This window comes from Klebsiella sp. D5A, from assembly GCF_001620885.1.
In the GTDB taxonomy this organism is placed as follows: domain Bacteria; phylum Pseudomonadota; class Gammaproteobacteria; order Enterobacterales; family Enterobacteriaceae; genus Klebsiella; species Klebsiella variicola.
Genome location: NZ_LOAR01000004.1, coordinates 240,976 through 265,895 on the forward strand (window position 1 = coordinate 240,976; position 24,920 = coordinate 265,895).

The 24,920-nt window shown below is 60.3% G+C and carries 21 protein-coding genes and 1 pseudogene; 8 read left to right on the top strand and 14 right to left on the bottom strand.

The window, feature by feature from the left end:
- Positions 1–72: 72 nt before the first annotated feature.
- Both AS136_RS07015 and AS136_RS07020 read left to right on the top strand, forming a co-directional pair.
- A complete protein-coding gene (locus AS136_RS07015) occupies positions 73–390 on the top strand; it encodes an RcnB family protein (RefSeq protein WP_002912749.1) in 318 nt (105 codons plus the stop codon).
- Positions 365–826, top strand: a complete 462-nt coding sequence (locus AS136_RS07020) for a GNAT family N-acetyltransferase (protein WP_022064805.1) — start codon at positions 365–367, stop codon at positions 824–826. The genes AS136_RS07015 and AS136_RS07020 overlap by 26 nt, the downstream gene beginning before the upstream one ends.
- On the opposite strand, the gene apbC is transcribed toward AS136_RS07020, so the two are convergent.
- Positions 823–1,932: an iron-sulfur cluster carrier protein ApbC gene (apbC, locus tag AS136_RS07025; protein WP_008804054.1), complete on the bottom strand. Its 1,110-nt coding sequence runs from the start codon at positions 1,930–1,932 to the stop codon at positions 823–825. The two genes, AS136_RS07020 and apbC, sit on opposite strands and share 4 nt — an antisense overlap.
- A gap of 153 nt (positions 1,933–2,085) precedes the next feature.
- On the opposite strand from apbC, the gene metG reads away from it, so the two are divergent.
- On the top strand, positions 2,086–4,119 hold the full coding sequence (gene metG, locus AS136_RS07030) for a methionine--tRNA ligase (protein ID WP_002912753.1): 2,034 nt from the start codon (positions 2,086–2,088) through the stop codon (positions 4,117–4,119).
- A 110-nt stretch (positions 4,120–4,229) separates the two neighbouring features.
- Here the strand turns inward: metG and AS136_RS07035 are convergent, their stop codons facing one another.
- From AS136_RS07035 to AS136_RS07045, 3 genes are read right to left on the bottom strand one after another with little or no spacing between them, the layout of a single operon-like run.
- Entirely contained in the window at positions 4,230–4,700 is a 471-nt protein-coding gene (locus AS136_RS07035) for a YehS family protein (protein WP_008804053.1), read from the bottom strand.
- 47 nt (positions 4,701–4,747) lie between these two features.
- Positions 4,748–5,467, bottom strand: a complete 720-nt coding sequence (gene btsR / locus AS136_RS07040) for a two-component system response regulator BtsR (protein WP_008804052.1) — start codon at positions 5,465–5,467, stop codon at positions 4,748–4,750.
- On the bottom strand, positions 5,461–7,149 hold the full coding sequence (locus AS136_RS07045) for a sensor histidine kinase (RefSeq protein WP_063266743.1): 1,689 nt from the start codon (positions 7,147–7,149) through the stop codon (positions 5,461–5,463). Before AS136_RS07045 ends, btsR begins: the two co-directional genes overlap by 7 nt.
- Before the next feature lie 229 nt (positions 7,150–7,378).
- On the opposite strand from AS136_RS07045, the gene AS136_RS26465 reads away from it, so the two are divergent.
- Positions 7,379–7,492, top strand: coding sequence for a protein YohO (locus tag AS136_RS26465; RefSeq protein ID WP_002912762.1), 114 nt, complete (start codon positions 7,379–7,381; stop codon positions 7,490–7,492).
- Here AS136_RS26465 and AS136_RS07050 read toward each other — a convergent pair.
- The 5 genes from AS136_RS07050 to bglX form a co-directional block, all read right to left on the bottom strand.
- Positions 7,467–8,204: an ABC transporter permease gene (locus tag AS136_RS07050; protein ID WP_063266729.1), complete on the bottom strand. Its 738-nt coding sequence runs from the start codon at positions 8,202–8,204 to the stop codon at positions 7,467–7,469. The genes AS136_RS26465 and AS136_RS07050 overlap by 26 nt on opposite strands.
- Positions 8,188–9,135, bottom strand: coding sequence for an ABC transporter ATP-binding protein (locus AS136_RS07055; protein ID WP_008804050.1), 948 nt, complete (start codon positions 9,133–9,135; stop codon positions 8,188–8,190). Before AS136_RS07055 ends, AS136_RS07050 begins: the two co-directional genes overlap by 17 nt.
- Positions 9,128–10,285: an ABC transporter permease gene (locus AS136_RS07060; RefSeq protein ID WP_022064808.1), complete on the bottom strand. Its 1,158-nt coding sequence runs from the start codon at positions 10,283–10,285 to the stop codon at positions 9,128–9,130. The genes AS136_RS07055 and AS136_RS07060 overlap by 8 nt, the downstream gene beginning before the upstream one ends.
- A 7-nt stretch (positions 10,286–10,292) precedes the next feature.
- Positions 10,293–11,210 carry a glycine betaine ABC transporter substrate-binding protein OsmF gene (osmF, locus tag AS136_RS07065; RefSeq protein ID WP_023340539.1) on the bottom strand — a complete coding sequence of 306 codons (918 nt, stop codon included), beginning with the start codon at positions 11,208–11,210 and terminating at the stop codon, positions 10,293–10,295.
- Between the two features lie 136 nt (positions 11,211–11,346).
- Positions 11,347–13,644, bottom strand: a complete 2,298-nt coding sequence (bglX, locus tag AS136_RS07070; RefSeq protein ID WP_004201601.1) for a beta-glucosidase BglX — start codon at positions 13,642–13,644, stop codon at positions 11,347–11,349.
- 194 nt (positions 13,645–13,838) lie between these two features.
- On the opposite strand from bglX, the gene dld reads away from it, so the two are divergent.
- Together dld and AS136_RS07080 are read left to right on the top strand one after the other, a co-directional pair.
- Positions 13,839–15,584, top strand: a complete 1,746-nt coding sequence (dld, locus tag AS136_RS07075) for a D-lactate dehydrogenase (RefSeq protein ID WP_063266730.1) — start codon at positions 13,839–13,841, stop codon at positions 15,582–15,584.
- Positions 15,585–15,669: 85 nt separating this feature from the next.
- Positions 15,670–16,224 (top strand): GNAT family N-acetyltransferase, encoded by a 555-nt coding sequence (locus tag AS136_RS07080; protein ID WP_008804045.1) that lies wholly within the window; start codon positions 15,670–15,672, stop codon positions 16,222–16,224.
- A 463-nt stretch (positions 16,225–16,687) separates the two neighbouring features.
- Here AS136_RS07080 and pbpG read toward each other — a convergent pair whose 3' ends face one another.
- Positions 16,688–17,638 (bottom strand): D-alanyl-D-alanine endopeptidase, encoded by a 951-nt coding sequence (gene pbpG, locus AS136_RS07085; protein WP_162823406.1) that lies wholly within the window; start codon positions 17,636–17,638, stop codon positions 16,688–16,690.
- Positions 17,639–17,826: 188 nt separating this feature from the next.
- On the bottom strand, positions 17,827–18,414 hold the full coding sequence (locus AS136_RS07090; RefSeq protein ID WP_008804043.1) for a Yip1 family protein: 588 nt from the start codon (positions 18,412–18,414) through the stop codon (positions 17,827–17,829).
- A gap of 153 nt (positions 18,415–18,567) precedes the next feature.
- Between AS136_RS07090 and AS136_RS07095 the strand changes: the two genes are divergently transcribed.
- Entirely contained in the window at positions 18,568–19,137 is a 570-nt protein-coding gene (locus AS136_RS07095) for a DedA family protein (protein ID WP_023323029.1), read from the top strand.
- 32 nt (positions 19,138–19,169) lie between these two features.
- Here the strand turns inward: AS136_RS07095 and mdtQ are convergent, their stop codons facing one another.
- Positions 19,170–20,609, bottom strand: a complete 1,440-nt coding sequence (gene mdtQ, locus AS136_RS07100; protein WP_008804041.1) for a multidrug resistance outer membrane protein MdtQ — start codon at positions 20,607–20,609, stop codon at positions 19,170–19,172.
- Positions 20,610–20,737: 128 nt separating this feature from the next.
- On the opposite strand from mdtQ, the gene AS136_RS07105 reads away from it, so the two are divergent.
- Positions 20,738–21,472, top strand: coding sequence for a class I SAM-dependent methyltransferase (locus AS136_RS07105; RefSeq protein WP_008804040.1), 735 nt, complete (start codon positions 20,738–20,740; stop codon positions 21,470–21,472).
- 33 nt (positions 21,473–21,505) lie between these two features.
- Here the strand turns inward: AS136_RS07105 and AS136_RS07110 are convergent, their stop codons facing one another.
- Together AS136_RS07110 and bglF are read right to left on the bottom strand one after the other, a co-directional pair.
- Entirely contained in the window at positions 21,506–22,900 is a 1,395-nt protein-coding gene (locus AS136_RS07110; protein WP_023323030.1) for a glycoside hydrolase family 1 protein, read from the bottom strand.
- A gap of 15 nt (positions 22,901–22,915) precedes the next feature.
- Positions 22,916–24,890: pseudogene (bglF, locus tag AS136_RS07115) on the bottom strand (PTS beta-glucoside transporter subunit IIABC).
- Positions 24,891–24,920: the final 30 nt, after the last annotated feature.

The window sequence follows — 24,920 nt, forward strand, 5'->3', positions numbered from 1 at the left end:
CTTGCCATTTCAGCAACGCATCAGGAATGATACGAGGCTGCTAATTTGAGTCCAGGTAATATTGAGGAAATTATGCGTAAAACAAAAATGATGCTTCTGGGCGTACTTCTTGCCACCGCTGGCGCCAGCTGGACGGCTACTGCCGCGGGGATCGATCAGTATGCGCTGAAAGAGTTCACTGCCGATTTCACCCAGTTTCACATCGGCGACACCGTTCCGGCGATGTACCTCACCCCGGAATACAACATCAAACAGTGGCAGCAGCGTAACCTGCCTGCACCTGACGCCGGCAGCCACTGGACCTACATGGGCGGTAACTACGTGCTGATCACTGATACCGAAGGCAAAATCCTCAAAGTGTACGATGGCGAGATCTTCTATCATCGCTGATCCGCGCAACCTCCACGTCCGCCCCGGCGAGCCAGCGGACTCTCCGGCGCTGCGCCAGATCTTCCTGCGGGCGCGCAGTTTATCGTGGACCTGGCTTCCCGCCGCGGCGTGGCGGCTGGAGGATTTCGATGCCGCCACCGCGGATGAACAACTGTGGGTCGCGGAATGCGACGGCCAGCCGGTGGGCTTTGCCGCCGTATGGACCGCCGATAATTTCCTTCACCATCTGTTTGTCGACCCCGACTGGCAGGGCAAACATATCGGCAGCGCGCTGCTGGCGCAGGTCGAACAGAGCTTTACCGCCAGCGGAACGCTGAAATGCCTGATGGAAAATAAAAACGCCCTGCGCTTCTACCAGCGTCATGGCTGGACCATCGAAGCACAGGGCGCGTCGCCCGAGGGCAGATACTGGCTGATGCGCTCGCCGCGGCCTTAAACGGCGCGGAAGGCAATCTCACCCGGGATCACTTCTCCCTGCCAGTACATCTGGGCCGCCACCCGGCCCGCCAGCTGGCGGTAGATGTCGGTAAATTCGCTGTCCGGACGCGCCACCACCGTCGGCGTGCCGTTATCCAGATCTTCCCGCAGCGTAATATGCAGCGGCAGCTGACCCAGCAGCTGGGTGTGGTATTTCTCGGCCAGTTTTTGCGCGCCGCCGGTGCCGAAGATAGGCTCGTGGTGCCCGCAGTTGCTGCAGATATGCATGCTCATGTTTTCCACGATCCCCAGCACCGGCACTTCCACTTTCTCGAACATCACGATGCCTTTTTTGGCGTCGATCAGCGCGATGTCCTGCGGCGTGGTGACCACCACCGCGCCGGTCACCGGAATGTTCTGCGCCAGGGTCAGCTGGATGTCGCCGGTGCCCGGCGGCATATCCAGCACCAGGTAATCAAGATCCGGCCACAGGGTCTCCTGCAGCATCTGCATCAGCGCCTTGCTGGCCATCGGACCACGCCAGACCATGGCGTTGTCGTCGGTCACCAGGTAGCCGATAGAGTTGGTGGCCAGGCCATACTTGATGATCGGCGCCATATGGGTGCCGTCCGGTGAGGTCGGGCGACTGTCTTCGGCGCCCAGCATGGTCGGAATCGACGGACCGTAGATATCGGCATCAAGAATGCCCACCTTCGCCCCTTCCGCCGCCAGGGCCAGCGCCAGGTTTACGGCAGTAGAAGATTTACCGACGCCGCCTTTGCCGGAGCTGATGGCGATAATGTTCTTCACGCCGTTGACCCCGGGCTGGTTTTTCACGCGCTTGAGGGTCGCGATGCTGTGGGTCAGCTTCCAGTCGATGGCCTTCGCGCCGGTGATGCGCAGCAGCTCGGCGCTGCACTGCTCTTTCAGCACTTCGAAGGCGCTGCTCCAGACGAACGGCATCTGCAGCTCAATATGAACGGTATCGTCCAGCCAGGCGACATGGTGCAGCGCCTTGAGGGCGGTGAGATTATGCTTCAGGGTTGGGTGCTGGAAATTGGCCAGCGTCCCGGCGACCATCGCACGTAGGCGCTCAGGGGATTTGGCCTGGGATTGCGAATTCATCCCGACTCCTTTGTTGTTTTGAGATGCTTTCAGTAATCACAGAGTTTATCACAGCTAACGATTATCCATATATGGGCAGCCATTTATGGCGCACCCACAGCCCTTTTGGTAATATCGGAAGCCCTTTTTACAACAGAAGATGTAATGCTCACTATGACTCAAGTCGCGAAGAAAATTCTGGTAACGTGCGCCCTGCCGTACGCCAACGGCTCCATCCACCTCGGCCACATGCTGGAGCACATCCAGGCTGATGTCTGGGTCCGTTACCAGCGAATGCGCGGCCACGAGGTCAACTTCATCTGCGCCGACGACGCTCACGGCACGCCGATCATGCTCAAAGCGCAGCAGCTCGGTATCACTCCGGAGCAGATGATTGGCGAGATGAGTCAGGAGCATCAGACCGATTTTGCCGGCTTCGACATCAGCTATGATAACTATCACTCGACGCACAGCGACGAGAACCGCGAGCTGTCGGAGCTTATCTACACCCGTCTGAAAGAGAACGGTTTTATTAAAAACCGCACCATCTCTCAGCTCTACGATCCGGAAAAAGGCATGTTCCTGCCGGACCGTTTTGTGAAAGGCACCTGTCCGAAGTGCAAATCTCCGGACCAGTATGGCGATAACTGCGAAGTGTGCGGCGCGACCTACAGCCCCACCGAACTTATCGACCCGAAATCGGTGGTCTCCGGCGCTACGCCGGTGATGCGTGACTCCGAGCACTTCTTCTTCGACCTGCCGTCGTTCAGCGAAATGCTGCAGGCGTGGACCCGCAGCGGCGCGCTGCAGGAGCAGGTAGCGAACAAAATGCAGGAGTGGTTCGAATCCGGCCTGCAGCAGTGGGACATCTCCCGCGATGCGCCGTACTTCGGCTTCGAAATTCCCAACGCGCCGGGCAAATATTTCTACGTCTGGCTGGACGCGCCGATCGGCTACATGGGCTCCTTCAAGAACCTGTGCGACAAGCGCGGCGACACCACCAGCTTCGACGAATACTGGAAGAAAGACTCCACGGCCGAGCTGTATCACTTTATCGGCAAGGACATTGTCTACTTCCACAGCCTGTTCTGGCCGGCGATGCTGGAAGGCAGCAACTTCCGTAAGCCGACCAACCTGTTCGTGCACGGCTACGTAACGGTTAACGGCGCGAAGATGTCCAAGTCGCGCGGGACCTTTATCAAGGCCAGCACCTGGTTAAATCATTTCGACGCTGACAGCCTGCGCTACTACTACACCGCCAAGCTCTCCTCGCGCATCGATGACATCGACCTGAACCTGGAAGATTTCGTGCAGCGCGTGAACGCGGATATCGTCAACAAGGTGGTTAACCTCGCCTCACGCAACGCCGGCTTTATCAGCAAGCGTTTCGACGGCGTGCTGGCCGCTGAGCTGGCCGACCCGGCGCTGTATAAAACCTTCACCGACGCGGCAGAAAGCATCGGTGAAGCATGGGACAGCCGCGAGTTCGGTAAGGCAATCCGCGAAATCATGGCCCTCGCCGACGTGGCTAACCGCTACGTCGATGAGCAGGCGCCGTGGGTGGTAGCGAAACAGGAAGGCCGCGACGCCGACCTGCAGGCCATCTGCACCATGGGCCTGAACATGTTCCGCGTGCTGATGACCTGGCTGAAGCCGGTGCTGCCGCAGCTGGCGGCGCGTGCGGAGGCATTCCTCAACAGCGAACTGAGCTGGGATGCCATTCAGCAGCCGCTGCTGGCGCATAAGGTGAATCCGTTCAAGGCGCTGTACAACCGCATCGAGATGAAACAGGTGGAAGCGCTGGTGGAAGCCTCTAAAGAAGAGGTGAAAGCCACCGCGGCGCCGGTCACCGGTCCGCTGGCGGACGATCCGATTCAGGAGACCATCACCTTTGACGATTTCGCCAAAGTCGATCTGCGCGTGGCGCTGATTGAAAACGCGGAATTCGTCGAGGGCTCCGACAAGCTGCTGCGCCTGACGCTGGATCTCGGCGGCGAAAAACGTAACGTCTTCTCCGGCATCCGCTCCGCTTACCCGGATCCGCAGCCGCTGATTGGCCGCCTGACGGTGATGGTCGCCAACCTGGCGCCGCGGAAAATGCGCTTCGGCATCTCCGAGGGCATGGTGATGGCCGCCGGCCCTGGCGGGAAGGATATCTTCCTGTTAAGCCCTGACGACGGCGCGAAGCCGGGTCAGCAGGTGAAATAACAAAAAAGCCGGAGAGTATCTCCGGCTTTTTTTTGCCCGGCGGCGCTACGTTTACACGGGCCTACGGGTTTTGTCGGCCGGGTAAGGCGAAGCCGCCACCCGGCTAAACATCACGCCTTCGGGTGATGCACCCGGTGGGTCAACCCGCGCAGGAAGTTGCGCATAAACTGATCCCCGCACTCGCGGTAGTTTTTATGCTCCGGGGCGCGCATCATGGCGGTGATTTCCGGCACCGACACCCGGTATTTCTGCTCGCTCATGATCGCCTGGATATCGTCCGTTTTCAGCGAGAAGGCGATCCGCAGCTTTTTCAGCACCGTGTTGTTATTCACCCGACGCTCCAGCGCCAGCTCCGGCGCCGAATCATCTTTGCCGCGCTTGTCATAGATAAGGCCGTTGAGGAAACCCGACAGGATAATATCCGGGCAGCGGACAAAACCCTCTTCATCCTCTTTCGTCATCCAGGTATCGAAGCTGGCGGCGGTGGATTCCATATCGGCAAGCGCAAGAATGCGCACCATATCGTTATTATTGGCTTTCAGGGTGTAGCGCAGGCTACGAAGAATATCATTACTGAGCATGAGTGCCTTTTACTGTCGATGTTGCAATGGGGCGCAGTGTAGCAGTTTTACAGGCCAATCGCTTCTTTCAGGCTTTTTAAATAGCGCCGGCTCACCGGCACCGTTTGCCCGGCGCGCATCAGCAGCTCCGCCTGGCCGTTCTCTTCCAGGCGAATCTCCTTCAGGTGCGCCATATTCACCAGATACTGGCGATGGCAGCGCAGCAGCGGCGTGCGGCTCTCGAGGGTGCGCAGGGTCAGCTCGGTAAAGCCCTCTTTTCCCTCGCGATCGGTCACGTAGATGCCGCTCATCCGGCTGCTGACGAAGGCCACATCCTCCATCTGCAGCAGCCAGATACGGCTGTGGCCGGTACAGGGAATGTATTTCAGCGTCTGCCGGGCATCATCCAGCAGCGACACGTCCTGCAGGCTGCGCTCCTGACGCAGGCGGGCCAGGGTTTTCTCCAGCCGCACGGCCTCAATCGGCTTGAGCAGATAGTCAAAAGCGTGCTCCTCAAAGGCTTTCACCGCGTACTCATCAAAAGCGGTGAGAAACACGATATAGGGGCGATGCTCCGGGTCGAGCATCCCGACCATCTCCAGACCGCTGATGCGCGGCATCTGGATGTCGAGAAACAGCACGTCAGGGCGCAGCTTATGTACTGCGCCAATCGCCTCCACCGCGTTGCCGCACTCGCCGACGATCTCGATATCGCGCTGAGTCTCCAGCAAAATACGCAGGTTTTCCCGCGCCAGCGGCTCATCATCGACGATCAATACTCTCAGCATGCATTCTCCTCCAGGGGCAGACGTAGGGTGACACGGGTAAAGCGCTCCGGCTCGCAGGTGACGCTGATGCCGCAGTCGGCCCCAAAACGCGCCCGCAGACGCCTGTCCACCAGATTCATCCCCAGCCCGCTGGCCTGGGGGTTGGCCCGGTACAGCCCGCCGTTATCTTCGATATCCAGCTGCAGCCAGCGATCGTCCTGGCTGGCGCGGATGGTAATTTCGCCGACGCCAAGATGTTGCGATGTACCATGCTTAATGGCGTTCTCCACGATCGGCTGCAGGGTGAAAGCGGGCAGCTGGTGATGCGCCAGCCCCTCGGGCACCGCCATCTGGATCTGCAGGTTAGCCTGGAAGCGAGCCTTCTCAATCTGCAGATAGGCGTTAACATGCTCGATCTCATCGGCAAGCGTGACAATTTCCGTCGGCCGTTTCAGGTTCTTACGAAAGAAGGTCGACAGATACTGCACCAGCTGGCCGGCCTGATCGCTGTCGCGGCGGATCACCGCCTTCAGCGTGTTAAGCGCGTTAAACAGGAAGTGCGGGTTGACCTGGGCGTGCAGGAGCTTGATTTCAGATTGCGTCAGCAGCGCCTTCTGCCGCTCGTACTGTCCGGCGAGGATCTGCGCCGACAGCAGCTGGGCAATCCCCTCCCCGAGGGTGCGGTTGATCGAACTGAACAGGCGATTTTTCGCCTCATACAGTTTAATGGTGCCTATCACCCGCTGGTTCTCACCGCGCAGGGGGATCACCAGCGTCGACCCCAGCTTACAGTGCGGATGAATCGAGCAGCGGTAAGGCACCTCGTTGCCATCGGCGTAGACCACCTCCCCGGTCTCAATCGCCCGTTGCGTATACGAGGAGGAGATAGGCTTGCCCGGCAGATGGTGATCGTCGCCGATGCCGGTAAACGCCAGCAGCTTGTCGCGATCGGTGATCGCCACCGCGCCGATATCCAGCTCCTGGATCAGCACCTGGGCCACCTTCATGCTGTTCTCTTCGTTGAATCCCTGACGCAGGATCCCCTCGGTCGACGCCGCCACCTTCAGCGCCGTGGCGGAAAAGGCGGAGGTGTATTTCTCGAACATCGCCCGTTTATCCAGCAGAATCCGCATAAACAGCGCCGCACCGACGGTATTGGTGACCATCATCGGCGCAGCAATGCTCTGCACCAGATGCAGGGCGTCCTGGAACGGGCGGGCAATCAGCAGAATGATCATCATCTGCACCAGCTCGGCCACGAAGGTGATCGCCCCGGCGGTCAGCGGGCTAAAGACCTTGTCCGGCCGGCCGCGTTTGACCAGCACGCTGTGCACCAGCCCGCCCAGCAGCCCCTCAACGATGGTGGAGACCATGCAGCTTAAGGCGGTCATTCCGCCCAGCGAGTAGCGGTGCAGGCCGCCGGTCAGCCCCACCAGCCCGCCGACCACCGGGCCGCCGAGCAGGCCGCCCATCACGGCGCCGATGGCGCGGGTGTTGGCGATGGAGTCTTCGATATGCAGACCGAAATAGGTCCCCATAATGCAAAAAATGGAGAAGGTGACGTAGCACAGCAGCTTGTGCGGCAGGCGAACGGTGACTTGCATCAGGGGGATAAACAGCCGGGTTTTGCTCATCAACCACGCGATGACCAAAAATACGCACATCTGCTGAAGCAGCAGCAACACCAGATCAAACTCGTACATACCCGCAAACCACACATGCCTGAAAGCGCGTACCATACCCTGCCTGGCGAAAACTTTCTTTGAAGCCCTGCATAAAAATGAAAAATGACGGACAGGATCACACTTTTTTCCGGCGCGTTGCGCAGCAAACGCGGCAAAAATCCCGGCGCGGCACGCTAAACCGCAATTAATGTTTCATTAACACCTGCGCTTCACCGTATAATCCCCCTGTTAACATCAGGAGCCTATTATGAAGCCAGCGAAAATCGCGGTCGTCACCCTCTTCTTACTTATGGCCATCGGCGGGATCAGCGGCGTAATGCTGGCCGGCTATTCCTTTATTGTGCGTGGCGGTGTCGGCTGATCCAGCGGGTCAGACGCTCAAACGCGCGGTCGACGATAATCGCCGCCAGCGCCACCAGCAGCGCCCCCTGAACAATATAGGCGGTATTAAAGCCGCTCAGGCCGATGATGATCGGCGTCCCGAGCGTACTGGCCCCCACCGTCGAAGCAATGGTCGCGGTACCAATATTGACGATGACCGAGGTGCGGATCCCCGCCAGTATTACCGGGGCCGCCAGCGGTAGCTCCACCTTATACAGACGCTGCCAGCCGGTCATTCCCATCCCTTCGGCCACCCCTGTCACCCCCGACGGTATCGACCCCAGCCCGGCCAGCGTCCCCTGCAACACCGGCAGTATGCCATACAGCGCGAGGGCGATGAGCGCGGGCAGCCAGCCAAATCCCAGCACCGGCACCGCCATCGCCAGCACCGCCACTGGCGGAAAGGTCTGCCCGATAGCGGCGATGGTCTCCACCAGCGGGCGAAACGCGCTGCCGGCGGGCCGGGTAACTGCGATCCCGGCCGCCAGGCCCACAGCGGTTGCCGCGAGACTGGACGCCACCACCAGCCAGCCGTGATCGAGGGTTAGCGCCCAGAAGCTCTCCTGCTGATAGACCGGCCGCGGCAGCTCCGGGAACAGCCGACTGAACAGCGGCGCGCTGTAGGGCAGCCCTACCAGCAGGCCGATAAACAGCGCGATAAGCCACCACAGCGGCTCACGAAGCGCCTTCATGGCTCGCCTCCTGGCGCAGCAGATCGGCAAAATGCAGCGTGCCGCAGGGCCTGCCTTCGGCATCGACCACCGGCAGCGCCTCGCAGCGCCGGGCGACAAACTGCGACAGCGCTTCCCGCAGGGTCATGGTGACGGTCAGCCCCTCGCCCGCCAGCCGTTCGCCGGGACGCAAATAGTCCCCCACCTCGCGCAGCGACAGCAGGCGCACGCCCAGCTCGCTGCGGCCAAAAAAGGTCTGCACAAAGCTATTTTTCGGCCGCAGGAGCATCTCCAGCGGCGCCCCCTGCTGGACCACCTCGCCCCCGTCCATCAGCACCAGGTGGTCCGCCAGACGCAGCGCTTCGTCAATATCATGGGTCACCAGCACAATCGTCCGCCCCAGCAGCCGGTGGATGCGCAGCATCTCCTGCTGCAGCGCCTCGCGGGTCACCGGGTCGAGGGCGCCGAAGGGCTCATCCATCAACAGCACCTCCGGATCCGCCGCCAGCGCCCGCGCCACCCCCACCCGCTGCTGCTGGCCGCCGGAGAGCTGATGCGGGTAACGGTCGCGCAGCGTCGCCTCCAGCCCTAACAACGCCATCAGCTCGTCGACCCGGTCGGCGATCCTCGCCCGCGGCCATTTTTGCAGCTGCGGCACAGTGGCGATATTCTGCGCCACCGTCCAGTGCGGAAACAGGCCGATGGACTGGATGGCATAGCCCATCCGCCGCCGCAGGGTCAGGACCGGCTGCTGGCGGATGTCCTCGCCGGCAAAACGAATAGTGCCCCGGTCCGGCTCCAGCAGGCGGTTGATCATCTTCAGCGTCGTCGACTTGCCCGAGCCAGAGGTCCCCACCAGCACCGAGAAGGCGCCTTCGCGCAGCTCCAGGGTCAGGTCCTTCACCGCCGGGTGGCCGGCAAACACTTTGCTGACCCCTTCAAACTCAATCATTGGCCTCTCCTTTTAGCCAGGCGCCCCACAGGGCGAACAGGGCATCCACCACCACCGCCAGGGCAATGGTCGGCACCACGCCCAGCAGCACCAGATCCAGCGCACTGCTCAGCAGCCCCTGAAACACCAGCGCGCCAAAGCCGCCGGCGCCGATCAGCGCGGCCACTACCGCCATGCCGACGGTTTGCACGCTGACCACCCGCAGGCTGCGCAGCAGCACCGGCATCGCCAGCGGAAGCTGCACCTGACGAAAGCGCTGCCCGGCGCTCATGCCCATCGCCGTCGCGCTCTCCAGGGCGTCCTGCGGCACCTGCTGCAGGCCGGTCACCACCCCGCGCACCAGCGGCAGCAGCGCATACAAAGTCAGGGCGATCAGGGCCGGCGCCATGCCGGTCCCGGAGACGCCCAGCTCGCCCAGCGCCGGGAAATAGCGCGCCAGACCGGCAAGTGGTGCAATCAGCAGGCCGAACAGCGCCACCGACGGGATAGTCTGGATCACATTGAGCACGGTGAAGGCCGGCGCCTGCCAGCGCGGACGTCGCCACAGCCATACCCCCAGCGGCAGGCCAATGAGCAGGCCCGGCAGCAGGGTGCCGAACAGCAAAAGCAGATGCTGGCGCAGGGCGTCGTCAAATACCTCCTGACGGTTGGCATACTCCTTCAGCAGAGAGAGCTGATCGAGCGCCCCGGTAGCAAGCAGGATGATGGGCAACAGCCAGACTTGCGCATTAAGCAGCCAGCGCCACAGCGGCCGGACGGTAAGATGACGGATGGCCTCGCTGGCCAGCAGCAGACAAAGCGCCAGCGACAGCCACAGGCCGCTGCCGGGCGAGGTGCGCGCCAGCGGCGAGCCGTGCCGGGAGAGCTCAAGCGCCGCCTGTCCGCTGCCCCAGATAAGCAGCGGGAAGAGCAGTTCGGCCAGCAGCAGGTGAAGAAGCGGCGCGGCCCTGCCTGGCAACCAGCAAAGCAGCATCCCGGCAAGGACTGCCGCCATCTGAACGCCGGCGAGCCAGGGCATCACCTGCCACAGCCCGCGCCCTTCGCCGGAGAGTAAGCGATTCGGCGCGTAAGTAATAAACGGCAGCGCCAGCGTAACCAGCAGCAGACCTGTCAGCAGCAGGCCGACGCGGTGAGTACAGCGAATGGTCACCGGTGGCTTACTTCAGCAGGCCTTTCTGCTGCAGATAATCTGCCGCCACGCGCTTCGCATCCTGGCCTTCCACCGCAATACGGGCGTTCAGCTGCTGCAAGGTTTTTTCATCGAGGCTGGCAAAGACCGGCTTCAGCCAGTCGGCGATCTGCGGATAGGCTTTGAGCACTGCCTCACGCACCACCGGCGTCGGGGCATAAATCGGCTGCACGCCCTGCGGATCGCTCAGCGTCTGTAACCCCAGCGCCGCGACCGGGCCGTCAGTGCCGTAGGCCATCGCCGCGTTTACGCCCGAGGTCTGCTGCGCCGCCGCTTTGATGGTCACCGCCGTATCGCCCCCGGCCAGCGACAGCAGTTGGTTCTGGTTGAGGTTGAAACCATACGCTTTTTCAAACGCCGGCAGCGCGTCCGGGCGCTCAATAAACTCCGCCGAGGCCGCCAGCTTAAATTCGCCGCCCTGCTGCAGATAGCGGCTGAGGTCGGCCAGCGAGGTCAGGTGATTTTTCTCCGCCAGGTCCTGGCGCACGGCGATAGTCCAGGTGTTGTTGGCCGGCGCCGGGGTGAGCCATACCAGCTGATGTTTCTCCTGATCGAGGCGCTTCACCTTCTCATAGCCCTGTTGGGCATGCTTCCACGCCGGGTCGTTTTCATCTTTAAAGAAGAAGGCGCCATTGCCGGTATATTCCGGATAGATATCCAGCTCGCCGGCGACAATCGCCCCGCGCACCACCGGCGTGGTGCCGAGCTGGATTTTATTAATCGTTTTTACGCCGTGGCTTTCCAGCACCTGCTGGATCATATTGCCCAGCAGCGCGCCTTCGGTATCAATTTTCGAGCCGACCTTCACCGGCTCCGCCGCCTGCAGCGGTAAACTTATCAGGGCGGCCAGCGCCAGCGCACCGGACCATTTCATTGCCATCTTCATCCCGCGTCCCTCAGTTCTTTTGCGCTTCGCTTACAGAAGCTTAAGAGAAAAGCGTAGTCCATTTGCTGGCGATGCGAAAAAGAAAAGGCCGATTAATCGGCCTTTAACGTGTCACGTTGAGCTTAAGGGCTATTCCTTACAACAGTTCAAACTCGCTCTGCTTCACGCGGGCGGAGTCCACGCCGATAAAGACATTGAATTTGCCCGGCTCAGCAACGTATTTCATCTGCTGGTTCCAGAACTTCAGCGCGTCGACGTCAATCGGGAAGCTGACGGTTTGCGTTTCGCCCGGCTTGAGGTTGACCTTTTTAAAGCCGCGCAGCATTTTCACCGGCCGGCTCATGGAGGCAGTGACGTCCTGCAGATACAGCTGAATGACCGTTGCCCCTTCGCGTTTGCCGGTGTTGGTCACCTGCACGCTGGCGGTCACGCTGCCGTCGCGCGGCAGGGTGGCTGACGACATGGTGACATCGGAGACGCTAAAGGTGGTGTAGCTGAGGCCGTAACCAAACGGATACAGCGGGCCGTTGGCTTCATCGAAGTAACGCGAGGTGTACTTGTTCGGTTTCTCCGGATTATACGGCCGGCCGGTATTCAGGTGGCTGTAGTAGGTTGGGATCTGCCCCACCGAGCGCGGGAAAGACATCGGCAGTTTGCCCGACGGGTTATAGTCGCCAAACAGCACGTCGGCGATGGCGTGACCGCCTTCGGTGCCGGCAAACCAGGTCTCCAGCAGCGCATCGGCTTGCTGATCCTCTTTCACCAGCGCCAGCGGACGCCCGTTCATCAGCACCAGCACCAGCGGTTTGCCGGTGGCTTTGAGGGCGGCAATCAGATTGCGCTGGCTCTGCGGCAGGGTGATGTCGGTCCGGCTGGAGGCCTCATGCGCCATGCCCTGCGCTTCGCCCACCACGGCAACCACCACGTCGGATTGCTTCGCCGCCGCGACGGCTTCGTCGATCATTTCCTGCGGCGAGCGCGGGTCAACCTGCACCGCGTTCTCATACAGGTTAAGGAAATCGACGATGCCTTTATCGTCAGTGACGTTCGCCCCTTTGGCGTAAATCACTTTACCGTTATCACCCAGCGCTTCTTTGATGCCGGTCAGGACGGTCACCGACTGGTCGGCCACCCCGGCCGCGGACCAGCTGCCCATCATGTCGCGTTTGCTGTCCGCCAGCGCTCCCACCACCGCGATAGTGCCGGATTTTTTCAGCGGCAGCGTATCGAGACGGTTTTTCAGCAGTACCAGACTTTCGCGGGCCACTTCCCGCGCCTCTTTGCGATGCAGGCGGCTTTCCGCGTTGGTGTCCTGCGGGTCAGAATCTTTTGGTCCCAGGTGGCTGTAAGGATCGTTGAACAGCCCCATGTCATATTTGACGTTGAGCACATGACGGGTGGCGTCATCCAGCTCGGCCATGGTCACCTTGCCAGACTTCACCAGCCCCGGCAGGTACTTGCTGTAATACTCGTCACTCATGCTCATGTTGATGCCGGACTTAAGCGCCACGCGCACCGCGTCTTCCGGGTCGGAGGCCACGCCGTGCTTAATCAACTCTTTGATGGCGCCGTGGTCGGAGACCGTGATGCCTTTAAAGCCCCACTGGTCGCGCAGGACGTCTTTCAGCAGCCAGGAATCAGCAGTCGCCGGGGTGCCGTTCAGCGAGTTCAGGGCCACCATCACCGCGCCGCTGCCGGCATCAAGCCCGGCTTTGTACGGCGGCATATAGTCGTTGAACAGGCGCTGCGGGCTCATGTCGACCGTGTTGTACTCTTTCCCGCCCTCCACCGCGCCGTAGGCGGCGAAGTGCTTGACGCTGGTCATCACCGAATAGCGATCCGCCGGGCTCTTGCCCTGCATCGACTCCACCATCGCCTGGCCCATCATCGTGGTCAGATACGTGTCTTCCCCGAACCCTTCGGAAGCGCGTCCCCAGCGCGGGTCGCGGGAGACGTCGACCATCGGCGCCCAGGTCATGTTCAGGCCGTCATCGGCGGCTTCATAAGCTGACACGCGGCCCACGGTCTTCACGGCGTCAAGGTTAAACGATGAGGCCAGGCCGAGGCTTATCGGGAACACGGTGCGCTGACCGTGCAGCACATCGTAGGCAAAGAACAATGGGATCTTCAGGCGGCTAAGCTGCATCACCTGATCCTGCATCACGCGGATATCCGGCCGGGTGACGGTGTTAAAAATCGCCCCCACCTGACCGTTTTTGATCATTTCGCGGATCGCCTCTTTCGGGTTATCCGGGCCAACGCTTATCAGACGCAGCTGGCCGATTTTCTCGTCTACCGTCATTTTTTTCAGCAGATCGGTGACAAAGGCATCCCGCGCCTGCGGGGTCAGAGGGTGGTTACCAAACAGTTCATCCGCCAGCGCGGGTTGCAGCGCCAGACTCACGGCGACGCCTACAGTGCAGAGCCATTTCATTGTTATCTCGCTTTTTCTCAGACGGGGACTCGGTAAAACATAATAAAAACCGCAGTTTGCCATATATATAAACAACGCGCCCGCAGAATGCTAAGGTTCTTCTCTGATTTTTGCGAAACATTCATGCATCAAATTGTCATACAAAGCGCTATGCTTATCCTCGATATTTCGCGCACCACCACAAGGAGTGGAACATGTCATCTGCACCCACTAATACCCATAAAACGTTTCTGGCGGATCTGGCGCGCCTGGTTGGCCCTTCGCATCTGCTGGCCGACCCGGCAAAAACCCAACGCTACCGCAAAGGCTTCCGCTCCGGTCAGGGCGAGGCGCTGGCGGTTGTCTTTCCCGGCACCCTGCTGGAACTCTGGCGCGTGCTTAACGCCTGCGTAGACGCCGATAAAATTATTCTGATGCAGGCGGCCAACACCGGCCTGACCGAAGGTTCGACCCCCAACGGCAATGATTACGATCGCGAGATCGTGATTATCAGCACTCTGCGCCTGGATAAACTGCATCTGCTGGACAAAGGCGAGCAGGTGCTGGCCTGGCCCGGCACTACCCTCTATTCGCTGGAAAAAGCGCTCAAACCGCTGGGTCGCGAGCCGCACTCAGTGATCGGCTCGTCATGCATCGGCGCATCGGTGATCGGCGGGATCTGCAACAACTCCGGCGGTTCGCTGGTGCAGCGCGGGCCCGCCTATACCGAAATGTCGCTGTTCGCGCAGATTGACGCCGACGGCAAGCTGAAGCTGGTCAACCATCTGGGCATTGATCTCGGCAGCACGCCGGAGCAGATCCTCAGCCGCCTCGACGACGAGCGCATCAGCGATAGCGATGTGCTGCACGACGGCCGCCACGCCCACGATCACGACTATGTGACCCGCGTGCGCGATGTCGATGCCGACACCCCGGCGCGCTACAACGCCGACCCGGACCGCCTGTTCGAATCCTCCGGCTGCGCCGGCAAGCTGGCGGTTTTCGCCGCGCGTCTGGATACCTTCCCGGCGGAAAAACGCCAGCAGGTGTTTTACATTGGCACCAACCAGCCGCAGGTATTGACCGAGATCCGCCGCCATATCCTCGCCGAGTTCCAGCATCTGCCGGTGGCCGGGGAATATATGCACCGCGATATTTACGATATCGCAGAGAAGTATGGCAAAGACACCTTCCTGATGATCGACAAGCTCGGCACCGACAAAATGCCGTTCTTCTTCACCATGAAGGGGCGCACCGACGCGATGCTGGAGAAAGTCTCGCTGTTTAAGCCGCACTTTACCGACCGCTTTATGCAGAAGCTCGGCCACGTCTTCCCGGCGCACTTACCGGAGCGGATGAAAACCTGGCGTGATAAATATGAACATCATCTGCTGCTGAAGATGGCCGGGGATGGCATCGAAGAAGCGCAGCGCTGGCTGACGGAATACTTCCAGCAGGCCGAGGGGGATTTCTTCGCCTGTACGCCGGAGGAAGGCAGCAAGGCGTTTCTGCACCGCTTTGCCGCCGCCGGCGCGGCCATCCGCTATCAGGCGGTGCATGCTGACGAAGTGGAAGATATTCTGGCGCTGGATATCGCCTTGCGCCGCAACGATACCGAGTGGTTCGAACATCTGCCGCCGGAGATCGACAGCCAGCTGGTGCATAAGCTCTACTATGGCCACTTTATGTGCCATGTGTTCCATCAGGATTACATCGTCAAGAAAGGAGTCGACGCCCACGCTCTGAAAGAGCAGATGCTGGCGTTGCTGAAAGCGCGCGGCGCCCAGTACCCGGCGGAGCATAACGTGGGTCATCTGTATGAGGCCCCGGAGAGCCTGCAGCAGTTCTATCGCCAGAACGATCCGACCAACAGCATGAACCCGGGGATTGGTAAAACCAGTAAGCAGAAATACTGGGGTGAAGCGGCACCAACGCCGGTCTCCCCGGCGGATCCGCAATAATCAGCGGCAGGACTATTCAGCCTGGCGCTTCTGTATTACGCTGCACGCCGGAGAATGTCTCTCCGGCAGATTCAGGAGCGCCGCCATGCCCGCAGAGGCCCCGTTACTCGACAGTGATTTAGAAATTCGTGAAGCGCTGCCCGACGATGCGCACGCCATCGCCGCGCTGTATGTCTGGCACGTGCTCAATGGCCGCGCTTCCTTTGAAGAGATCCCCCCTACCGTTGACGAAATGCGTAAACGGATCAAAACCGTCCGCGATAACGGGCTGCCCTGGCTGGTGGCGCTGTGGCGCGGCGCCATCGTCGGCTACTGCTACGCCACCTTCTATCGGCCTCGTCCGGCCTATCGTTACACGCTTGAGGAATCAATCTACGTGGAATCCGGGATGGGCGGGCGCGGCATCGGCAGCGCGCTGCTGTCGCGGCTGATCGCCGAATGCGAGAAAGGCCCGTGGCGGCAGATGCTGGCGATCATCGGTGATGGCCATAACAATGCCGGTTCGCTGGCGATCCATAAAAAGTTTGGTTTTACCGTGGCGGGTCAACTGCGCAGCGTGGGCTACAAAATGGGCGACTGGCGAGATACGTTGATTATGCAGCGCGCGCTGGGTGACGGCGACTGGACGCTGCCGGAGTGATATCCGGCGTCAAATCCCCGGCTCGCGGCGTAAACGCCTTAGCCGGGCTACCGTTCAGCGAGGTTCCGGAGAGGCGTCAGCCGCCATCCTGCACAAACACCGGCACTCGGCCTGATTGCCCGGCGGCGCTGCGCTTGCCGGGCCTACGAAAGCGGCGAACCCGGTGCCAAATCACGTAGCCCGGATAAGGCGCGAGCCGCCATCCGGCACAAACGCGGCACGGTGTCGGGTATATTGCCCGGCGGCGCTGCGCTTGCCGGGCCTACGAAGGGGGCGAACCCGGCGCCAAATCACGTAGCCCGGATAAGGCGCAATGCGCCGCCATCCGGCACAAACGCGGCACGGTGTCGGGTATATTGCCCGGCGGTGCTGCGCTTGCCGGGCTTGCGAAGGGGGCGAACCCGGTGCCAAATCACGTAGCCCGGATAAGGCGCAATGCGCCGCCATCCGGGGGACAGGCAGATTAATCGTTCTGCGCGGTCTGCGCGCCGCCTTTCAGCATCGCCTCTGCCATCTGCGCTTCGCGCTGCTTTTTATAGCTCAGCGCCGAGGCGGGTACCGGCATCACCTTCCCGGTTTCAATCCAGGTCCGCAAGCGGCTGGCGTCGGCGAAGTGGGTGTATTTACCGAAGGCATCCATCACCACCAGCGCCACCGGGCGTTGGTTAATCACCGTACGCATAATCAGGCAGTGGCCGGCAGCGTTGGTGAAGCCGGTTTTAGTCAGCTGGATATTCCAGTTATCGCGATACACCAGATGGTTGGTGTTGCGGAACGGCAGGCTGTAGGCCGGATGGGCGAAGGTGGCGGTCTCTTCTTTGGTGGTGCTCAACTGACCGATCAGCGGATACTGCTCGCTGGCGATCAGCAGTTTGGTCAGATCGCGGGCGGTGGAGACGTTATGCACCGACAGGCCCGTCGGCTCCACGTAGCGGGTATGAGTCATGCCCAGCGCCTGGGCTTTGGCGTTCATCGCGCGAATGAAGGCATCGTAGCCGCCTGGATAGTGATGCGCCAGGCTGGCGGCCGCGCGGTTCTCGGAAGACATCAGCGCCAGCAGCAGCATCGTGCGGCGGCTGATTTGGCTGTTGAGGCGCACGCGGGAGTAGATCCCCTTCATTTCCGGCGTATGGCTGATATCCACCGTCAGCATCTCATCCATCGGCAGATGGGCATCGAGCACCACCATGGCGGTCATCACTTTGGTGATTGACGCCATCGGGCGCACCAGATCCGGCTGGCTGGCATAGATGATTTTTTTGGTTGCCAGATCGACGATCATGGCGCTGCCGGAGGCGATATCCGGCTGCGAGGCGGCAACCGCCGCGGAGGTATTTGCTAACGCCTGGGGCGCAAAAGGCACAGCCAGCAGCAAGGTCAGGCTGAGCAAAGAGACTCGAAATTTCGGCATCATGGGCATTCTGAAAAGTATTTTTGCACGTTATGGAACGTACGCCGCGAGGTTAAGTGGGCAACATCGCTGGCAAACGCCATCATACCGCGCCGTAAGGCCCTGTGCCTAATAAGAATCGTGAAGAAATGCTGCATTGCCGACACAAAATACATATTTGCCGGCAATGCATATTATCCAGTGACGTGCGATCAGAAGAGTCGGTAACCATACCCCCACAGTACCACGGTGATCGCCAGCAGCACTTCCAGTACCAGCACTCCGATGGCCAGCGTCGAACTGGCGAAGCTTAAACCCTCTTCCCGGTTAATGCTCAGGAAGGTCGGGATGCCCAGATAGAGCAGATAGCCGGTGTAAAACAGCGCGATGGTACCGATCAGCGCGCACAGCCAGACCAGCGGATAGAGCGCCACAATCCCGCTCAGGAACAGCGGCGTGGCCACATAGCCTGCAAACACCATGCAGCGTTTCAGCGAAGGCTGCTGCGGATACTGCCTGGCCATCCACCAGATAACCCGCCCCATGATCGCCACCCCGGCCAGCATCACGGCGTAAAACAGTACCGCCAGCGCCAGACCGGTCAACATCGACAGTTTAATAACGGTGCCGTCGCCGAAGTTCCAGCCCAGCTGCGTAGTGCCGATAAAGGCGCACACCACCGGAACCGCCGCCATCAGCAGCACATGGTGCGTATAGTGATGAGAAATGGTTTCATTCTCGCTCTTTATCACGCTCATCTCCCGGTTGGGATGAGCGAAGAGCCCCCAGACATGGTTCATAGCGTCCCCCTTGTCACGGCTTCGTACTGCACTGATCCAAGTATAATTCACCCTGTAGATTATTTTGTGTACAGCGCAAAAAAACTGCGTCGCCGCGTTTTGGTCAGCAGGGTGTATGATTAACAGGTGATGAGATAAGGAGATAAGCTGTTTATGGATATCAATCACCTGATTTCCCAGTATGGCTACGCGGCGCTGATCCTCGGCAGCATGGCGGAAGGTGAGACCATTACCCTGCTGGGCGGCGTCGCAGCGCATCAGGGGTTACTGAAGTTTCCCCTGGTGGTGATCGCCGTCGCCCTCGGCGGGATGATTGGCGATCAGCTGCTCTATCTGGTCGGCCGCCGCTTCGGGGGACGCATTCTGCGCCGTTTCGCCAGCCAGAAGGCGCGAATACGTAAAGCGCAGCGCATGATCCAGCACCGGCCGTGGCTGTTTGTCATCGGCACCCGCTTTATGTATGGCTTCCGGGTAATCGGCCCCCTGCTGATCGGCGCCAGCCGCCTGCCGCCGCGCATTTTCCTGCCGTTGAATATTGTCGGAGCGCTGGTGTGGGCCCTGCTGTTTACCACCATTGGCTATCTCGGCGGCGAGGTGGTTGGCCCGTGGCTGCACCATCTGGACGCCCATCTGAAGCACTGGATCTGGCTGATCCTCGCGGTAGGACTGGTGGTCGCCGCCCACTGGTGGCTCAGGCGGCGAGAAAGGAAGAAGAAAGACTAAACGGCGCCCCCGCAGGCGCGCCGTTGCGCCGGTTATTTCACGCTCTGGTGATAGCCGCCGCCGAGAGCAGAAGTCAGCTGAATGCTGGCGTCAATCCACTGGCCGTGCAGGCGCAATGCGGTAATGCGCTCCTGCAGCGCCGGGAGCTTCGCCATACTGACTCTGGAGCCGGGTAAGATCCCCGCCGCCATTCGGGCCTGCGCCAGGTTCACCACCCGCTGGGCGTCTTTTTCAACCTGCTGCTGCTGCTGGCTTTTGGCCATCAGCGTCTCGACCTGGCTGGCGGTTTTCGCCACCTGGTTGACGGCATCCACTACCGCTTTGTTGTACTGCGCTATCGACAGGCTGTTCTGCGCGCTGGCAATATCCAGATTGGCATTGAGGCGGCCGCTGTCAAAGATCGGCAGCGTCAGTCCGGCGGTGACGCCCATCTGCTGCGCCGAGTGACGGAAAAGATCGCTTAAGTGCAGGGCATCCTGCTGCAGGAACGCCATCAGATTGATGTCGGGATAAAACGCCGCTTTCGCCGCGTCCACTTCGCTCAGCGATGCCTCAATGTACCAGTGAGCAACCTGCAGATCCGGGCGGCGCGCCAGCAGCTCATAGCCGAGGGTATCAGGCAGCTGCGCGCTGACCGTCGGCAAGCTGACCGGTTTGAGGTTCAGCGACTGGCTCTGGCTGTTGGTCAGGGCCATCAGGCGCGCTTCAATCTCTTTCATCGTGCCCGCCACGTCCGCCAGCTGCTGGTCGGTTTTGCTGACGTTAATATCGTTCTCCGCCCCCTCGGCGGAGTTGGTGATCCCGCGCTGCAACAGGGCCTTGTCGACCGTCACGATATTATTTTGCTCACCCTTCACCTGCTGCAGCACCGCTTTAATCGCCGCTTCCGTCTGCCACTGCCAGTACAGGCGCGCCACGCTGCCAGAAAGCAATTCGCGGGTCTGGGCCTGCTCCGCCACCTGGGCTTTCAGCTCGCCGATGCGCGCTTTCACCAGCGCGCGGTTTTTACCCCACAGGTCCAGATCCCAGCCAGCGGTCAGGCCGAAGGTGCCGTTGGTGTACCACGGGCCGGTATTGCCGTCGGTGTCGGTGGCGAACGGCCCCATCAGGCCTTCGGCCGACATGCGCTGGCGTTCAACATCGGCGGAGAAATCCATCTCCGGGCCAAGATTCGCCTGCGACATTCGCGCCTGCGCTTCGGCAAGCCTGATGCGCTGTTCGGCAATTTGCATATCCGGCGCATTGGCGAGTGCGCGCTGAATCAGATTATCCAGTTGGGCATCGTGGTAGTCTTTCCACCAGTCGGTCTGCGGCCAGCCATTTTTGACGGCGGCAGGGAGATCCATGGAAACATGGGAGGCTGGAATTTGCTGCTGCGGCGGATTAGCAACCTCATGAGATGGCGCGCAGCCAGCCAGCGCGATGGCCAGGGGCAATGCCGCCAGCACGCTTTTATTTAATATCAATTTCATTAGACAGGTCAGATAACTTAATCAGGTTGGTTATCATAAGTTAATTGAATTAAACGCGTTTAGTAAAGCGTGTGACTAAATTATTAGTTAGCTAAAAATAAACAACCTTATCAATTCAAGGGATGAATATGAGTCAGAATATTTATGACGACCCGCAGTTTTTTGCCGGCTATGCGACCCTCGATCGCTCGGTGAAGGGGCTGGATGGCGCACCGGAGTGGCCTTCCCTGCAGGCAATGTTGCCGCCGATAACCGGTTTGCGGGTGGTGGATCTCGGCTGCGGCTACGGCTGGTTTTGCCGCTGGGCACAGCAGCAGGGAGCCAGCCAGATAACCGGTTTTGATATCTCCCAGCGCATGCTGGCGCAGGCGCGGGAGATGACCCGCGGGGATGAGATTGTCTACCGCTGCGCCGATCTGCAAACCCTGACGCTGCCCGCCAACAGCTGCGATCTGGTCTACAGCTCGCTGGCGCTGCATTATTTACCGGACATTGCCCCGCTCTTCGCCACCCTGCAGCAGGCGCTGGTTCCCGGCGGCACCCTGGTCTTTTCCGCCGAACATCCCATCTATACCGCCCCCTTGCAGCAGGGCTGGCGGGTGGATGACCAGGGACAGAAAAGCTGGCCGGTCAGTCACTATCAGCAGGAGGGTGAGCGCGTCAGCAACTGGTTTGCCGAGGGCGTCATCAAGCAACATCGCAAGCTCTCAAGCTGGATAAACGCGCTTATCGCCGCGGGTTTTGTGCTGGAGCAGCTGGATGAGTGGGGTCCGAGCGCCGAACAGATTGTCCAACAGCCCGCCCTGGATGAAGAGAAAGAACGTCCGATGATCTTTTTACTGCGCGCGCGTAAACCGGGCTAATCCCCCGCCCGGCGATGGCCGGGCGGGCATCCTTTACGCTTTCAGGCTGGCGCCGCGGCTGGCAATCACCTCTTTATACCAGTCAAAACTCTTCTTCTTACTGCGCGCCAGGGTGCCGGTGCCGTCATCATGGCGGTCAACATAGATAAAGCCATAGCGCTTCGACAGCTCCGCCTTCGAGGCGCTCACCAGGTCAATCGGCCCCCAGCTGGTAAAGCCCATCAGCTCAACGCCATCGTCAATGGCTTCCCGCGCCTGCACCAGATGGTCGTTCAGGTAACTGATGCGGTAGTCATCGTTAATGCTGCCATCGGCTTCCACCTTATCCTTGGCGCCCAGACCATTTTCCACGATAAACAGCGGCTTCTGATAGCGATCCCACAGCACGTTCAGCAGCGTACGCAGGCCCAGCGGGTCTATCTGCCAGCCCCATTCCGAGCTCGCCAGGTGCGGGTTCGGCACCATGCTGAGAATATTGCCGCGCGCCTGCTGGTTCAGCGCCTCGTCGGCGGTGACGCAGCCGGTCATGTAGTAGCTAAAGGAGATAAAGTCGACGGTGGTTTTCAGCGCCTCGCGATCGGCATCGGTGATGGTGAGCGTGATGCCGTTGTCGCGGAAAAAGCGCAGCATATAGCCCGGGTACGCGCCGCGCGCCTGCACGTCGCCAAAGAACTGCCAGCTGCGGTTCTCCTGCAGCGTCTCAAACACATCTTCCGGTTTGCAGCTCAGGGGATACATCAGCCCGCCGAGCAGCATATTGCCGATTTTGCCCTCGGGCACCAGCTCGTGACAGGCTTTAACCGCCAGGGCGCTGGCCACCAGCTGGTGGTGAATCGCCTGATACACCTCGCCTTTGCTGCTGCCGGCCGGCAGGCCGACGCCGGTCATCGGGGCATGCAGCGACATATTGATTTCGTTAAAGGTCAGCCACAATTTGACCTTATTTTTATAGCGGCTGAACACCGTGCGGGCATAGCGCTCAAAGAAACCAATCACCTCCCGGCTGCCCCAGCCGCCGTAGTTTTTTACCAGCGCCCACGGCATTTCATAATGCGACAGCGTCACCAGCGGGGTGATGTTGTGCTTCACCATCTCGTCGAACAGCTTGTCGTAGAACGCGAGACCGGTTTCGTTGGGCTCGGCGTCATCGCCGTTGGGATAGATGCGGGTCCAGGCGATGGACACCCGCAGGCAGTTAAAGCCCATCTCGGCGAACAGAGCGATATCTTCCGGGTAGCGATGGTAAAAATCGATCGCCACATCCTTAATACCGCTGTCGCCGGGTACGCGCTCGACCACCTCGCCGAACACGCCGTGCGGCTGCACATCGGAGGTGGATAAGCCTTTGCCCTCTTCCAGATAAGCCCCTTCCACCTGATTCGCCGCGGTCGCGCCGCCCCATAAAAAATCCGCCGGGAATGTTTTCATCTCTCTCTCCTGTGATTAATGGCTGACTGACAACAGCGGCTGGCCGGCTTCGACGGCGCTGGACGCCACCGTATCAATTTCCCGGTAGTCGTCGCTGTTGCTGATAATGATCGGGGTCGCCAGGTCGTAACCGGCATCCAGAATCGCCTGACGATCGAACTCGATCAGCAGATCGCCGGCCTGCACCCTGTCGCCCTCTTTGACATGTGCGGTAAACGGCACGCCGTCGAGTTTGACCGTGTCGATGCCGACGTGGATCAACAGCTCAATGCCGCTGTCGCTCTGCAGGCCGATGGCATGTTTAGTCTGAAACAGGGAAGCCACTTCGCCCGGGAACGGGGCAATCACTTGGCCCACCGCCGGGATAATGGCGACCCCTTTACCGAGCAGGCCGCTGGCGAAGGTGCTATCCGGCACCTGCTCGAGGGCGATAACGCTGCCGCTCATCGGCGCCAGAATATCGTTTGCCGAGGCCGGGGCTACCGTCACGGCGCCCGGTGCAGCGCTGGCGCGCGGCATGCCGGCGAAGAAGGTCAGCACGCAGGCAAGCACGAAAGCCACGCCGGTGCCGATAAGCCCGCCCCAGACGGTGGCGTCAATCCCGCCAGGCGGGATCATCTGCGCCGGGAAAAAGATATTCGGCACACCGAACGAGTAAGCATGGCTATTACTGAAGGCAGTGATCGCCCCGCCGATGGCGCCGGCGATACAGCCGAAGATAAACGGACGACGCAGCGGCAGGGTCAGACCGTAGATAGCCGGCTCGGTGATGCCAAACAGCCCGGCAGAGAAGGCGGAACCGGCCAGCATCCGCTGACGCGCATCGCGGGTGGCCAGCAAAATCCCCAGAACCGCCCCCACCTGGGCAATCACCGCCGGAAGAATAATCGGCAGCATGGAGTCGTGACCAAGTACCGTCATGTTGTTGATCATCAACGGCACCAGCCCCCAGTGCAGGCCAAAAATAACGCACACCTGCCACATGGCGCCCAGTACCGCGCCCGCCAGCCATGGGGCAAACGCATAAATGAACTGGTAGCCGTTGGCCAACAGATGGCTCAGCCAGGTGGCGACCGGGCCAATCACCAGGAAGGTGAGCGGGACCACCACCGCCAGGCAGATCGCCGGGGTGAAGAAGTTTTTCATTGATGACGGCAACAGCGCGTTGCTCTTGCGCTCCAGCCAGCAGCAGACCCACGAGGCGAGAATAATCGGGATCACTGACGAGCTGTAGTTGATAAAGGTCACCGGAATGCCGAGAAAGTGCTCCACCGCCGCGCCCGGCGCCTGGCTGGCCTCAAAGGCCTGAATCATCAGCGGGTGGGTTAACGCCCCGCCAATCACCATCGAGATAAACGGGTTGCCGCCAAACTTCTTCCCAGCGGTATAGCCAAGAAACAGCGGGAAGAAAAAGAACAGCGCGTCGCTGGCGGCAAACCAGATTTTATAAGTCCCCTGCTCCGGCGTAAGCCAGCCGCAGGTCACCGCCAGCGCCAGCAGGCCTTTCAGCAGACCGGTCGCCGCCATCACGCCGATAAACGGTGTAAAAATGCCGGAAATGATGTCGATAAGCTGGCTTAACACCGATCCTTTAGCCGCTTTTTCCCCGGCAACCGGTTCGCTGTCATCGCTTAACCCCGCCTCCTGGCGCACCGCCAGCCAGACGTCGTGAACGTGGTTGCCAATCACCACCTGAAACTGGCCACCGCTCTCCACCACCATAATGACGCCCGGATTGGCCTTCAGCCCTTCGGCATCGGCTTTGCCGTTATCTTTCAGTTTAAAACGCAGACGTGTCGCACAGTGAACCAGACTCACAATGTTCTCTTTGCCGCCGACGCGGTTGAGAATATCCTGCGCGAGTGCTTTATATTCCATGCTCTTTTCCTTACTGCCGCTGCCCGCAGACAACCGGCGACTGAGTAGTAAAAAATAAAAAAACCCGAGAACCACGCCGGTGGGCGTCGCGCTCAGGTTTTGCCTGCATCATGCAGTAACAATCCAGTTTTGTTGGGGGGAA

What these genes read in the sequence shown, in the direction of transcription:
- AS136_RS07015 (WP_002912749.1), top strand. Translation starts at nt 73, where the DNA reads ATGCGTAAAACAAAAATGATGCTTCTGGGCGTACTTCTTGCCACCGCT.
- AS136_RS07020 (WP_022064805.1), top strand. Translation starts at nt 365, where the DNA reads ATGGCGAGATCTTCTATCATCGCTGATCCGCGCAACCTCCACGTCCGC.
- apbC (WP_008804054.1), bottom strand. Translation starts at nt 1,932, where the DNA reads ATGAATTCGCAATCCCAGGCCAAATCCCCTGAGCGCCTACGTGCGATG.
- metG (WP_002912753.1), top strand. Translation starts at nt 2,086, where the DNA reads ATGACTCAAGTCGCGAAGAAAATTCTGGTAACGTGCGCCCTGCCGTAC.
- AS136_RS07035 (WP_008804053.1), bottom strand. Translation starts at nt 4,700, where the DNA reads ATGCTCAGTAATGATATTCTTCGTAGCCTGCGCTACACCCTGAAAGCC.
- btsR (WP_008804052.1), bottom strand. Translation starts at nt 5,467, where the DNA reads ATGCTGAGAGTATTGATCGTCGATGATGAGCCGCTGGCGCGGGAAAAC.
- AS136_RS07045 (WP_063266743.1), bottom strand. Translation starts at nt 7,149, where the DNA reads ATGTACGAGTTTGATCTGGTGTTGCTGCTGCTTCAGCAGATGTGCGTA.
- AS136_RS26465 (WP_002912762.1), top strand. Translation starts at nt 7,379, where the DNA reads ATGAAGCCAGCGAAAATCGCGGTCGTCACCCTCTTCTTACTTATGGCC.
- AS136_RS07050 (WP_063266729.1), bottom strand. Translation starts at nt 8,204, where the DNA reads ATGAAGGCGCTTCGTGAGCCGCTGTGGTGGCTTATCGCGCTGTTTATC.
- AS136_RS07055 (WP_008804050.1), bottom strand. Translation starts at nt 9,135, where the DNA reads ATGATTGAGTTTGAAGGGGTCAGCAAAGTGTTTGCCGGCCACCCGGCG.
- osmF (WP_023340539.1), bottom strand. Translation starts at nt 11,210, where the DNA reads ATGAAGATGGCAATGAAATGGTCCGGTGCGCTGGCGCTGGCCGCCCTG.
- bglX (WP_004201601.1), bottom strand. Translation starts at nt 13,644, where the DNA reads ATGAAATGGCTCTGCACTGTAGGCGTCGCCGTGAGTCTGGCGCTGCAA.
- dld (WP_063266730.1), top strand. Translation starts at nt 13,839, where the DNA reads ATGTCATCTGCACCCACTAATACCCATAAAACGTTTCTGGCGGATCTG.
- AS136_RS07080 (WP_008804045.1), top strand. Translation starts at nt 15,670, where the DNA reads ATGCCCGCAGAGGCCCCGTTACTCGACAGTGATTTAGAAATTCGTGAA.
- pbpG (WP_162823406.1), bottom strand. Translation starts at nt 17,638, where the DNA reads ATGATGCCGAAATTTCGAGTCTCTTTGCTCAGCCTGACCTTGCTGCTG.
- AS136_RS07090 (WP_008804043.1), bottom strand. Translation starts at nt 18,414, where the DNA reads ATGAACCATGTCTGGGGGCTCTTCGCTCATCCCAACCGGGAGATGAGC.
- AS136_RS07095 (WP_023323029.1), top strand. Translation starts at nt 18,568, where the DNA reads ATGGATATCAATCACCTGATTTCCCAGTATGGCTACGCGGCGCTGATC.
- mdtQ (WP_008804041.1), bottom strand. Translation starts at nt 20,609, where the DNA reads ATGAAATTGATATTAAATAAAAGCGTGCTGGCGGCATTGCCCCTGGCC.
- AS136_RS07105 (WP_008804040.1), top strand. Translation starts at nt 20,738, where the DNA reads ATGAGTCAGAATATTTATGACGACCCGCAGTTTTTTGCCGGCTATGCG.
- AS136_RS07110 (WP_023323030.1), bottom strand. Translation starts at nt 22,900, where the DNA reads ATGAAAACATTCCCGGCGGATTTTTTATGGGGCGGCGCGACCGCGGCG.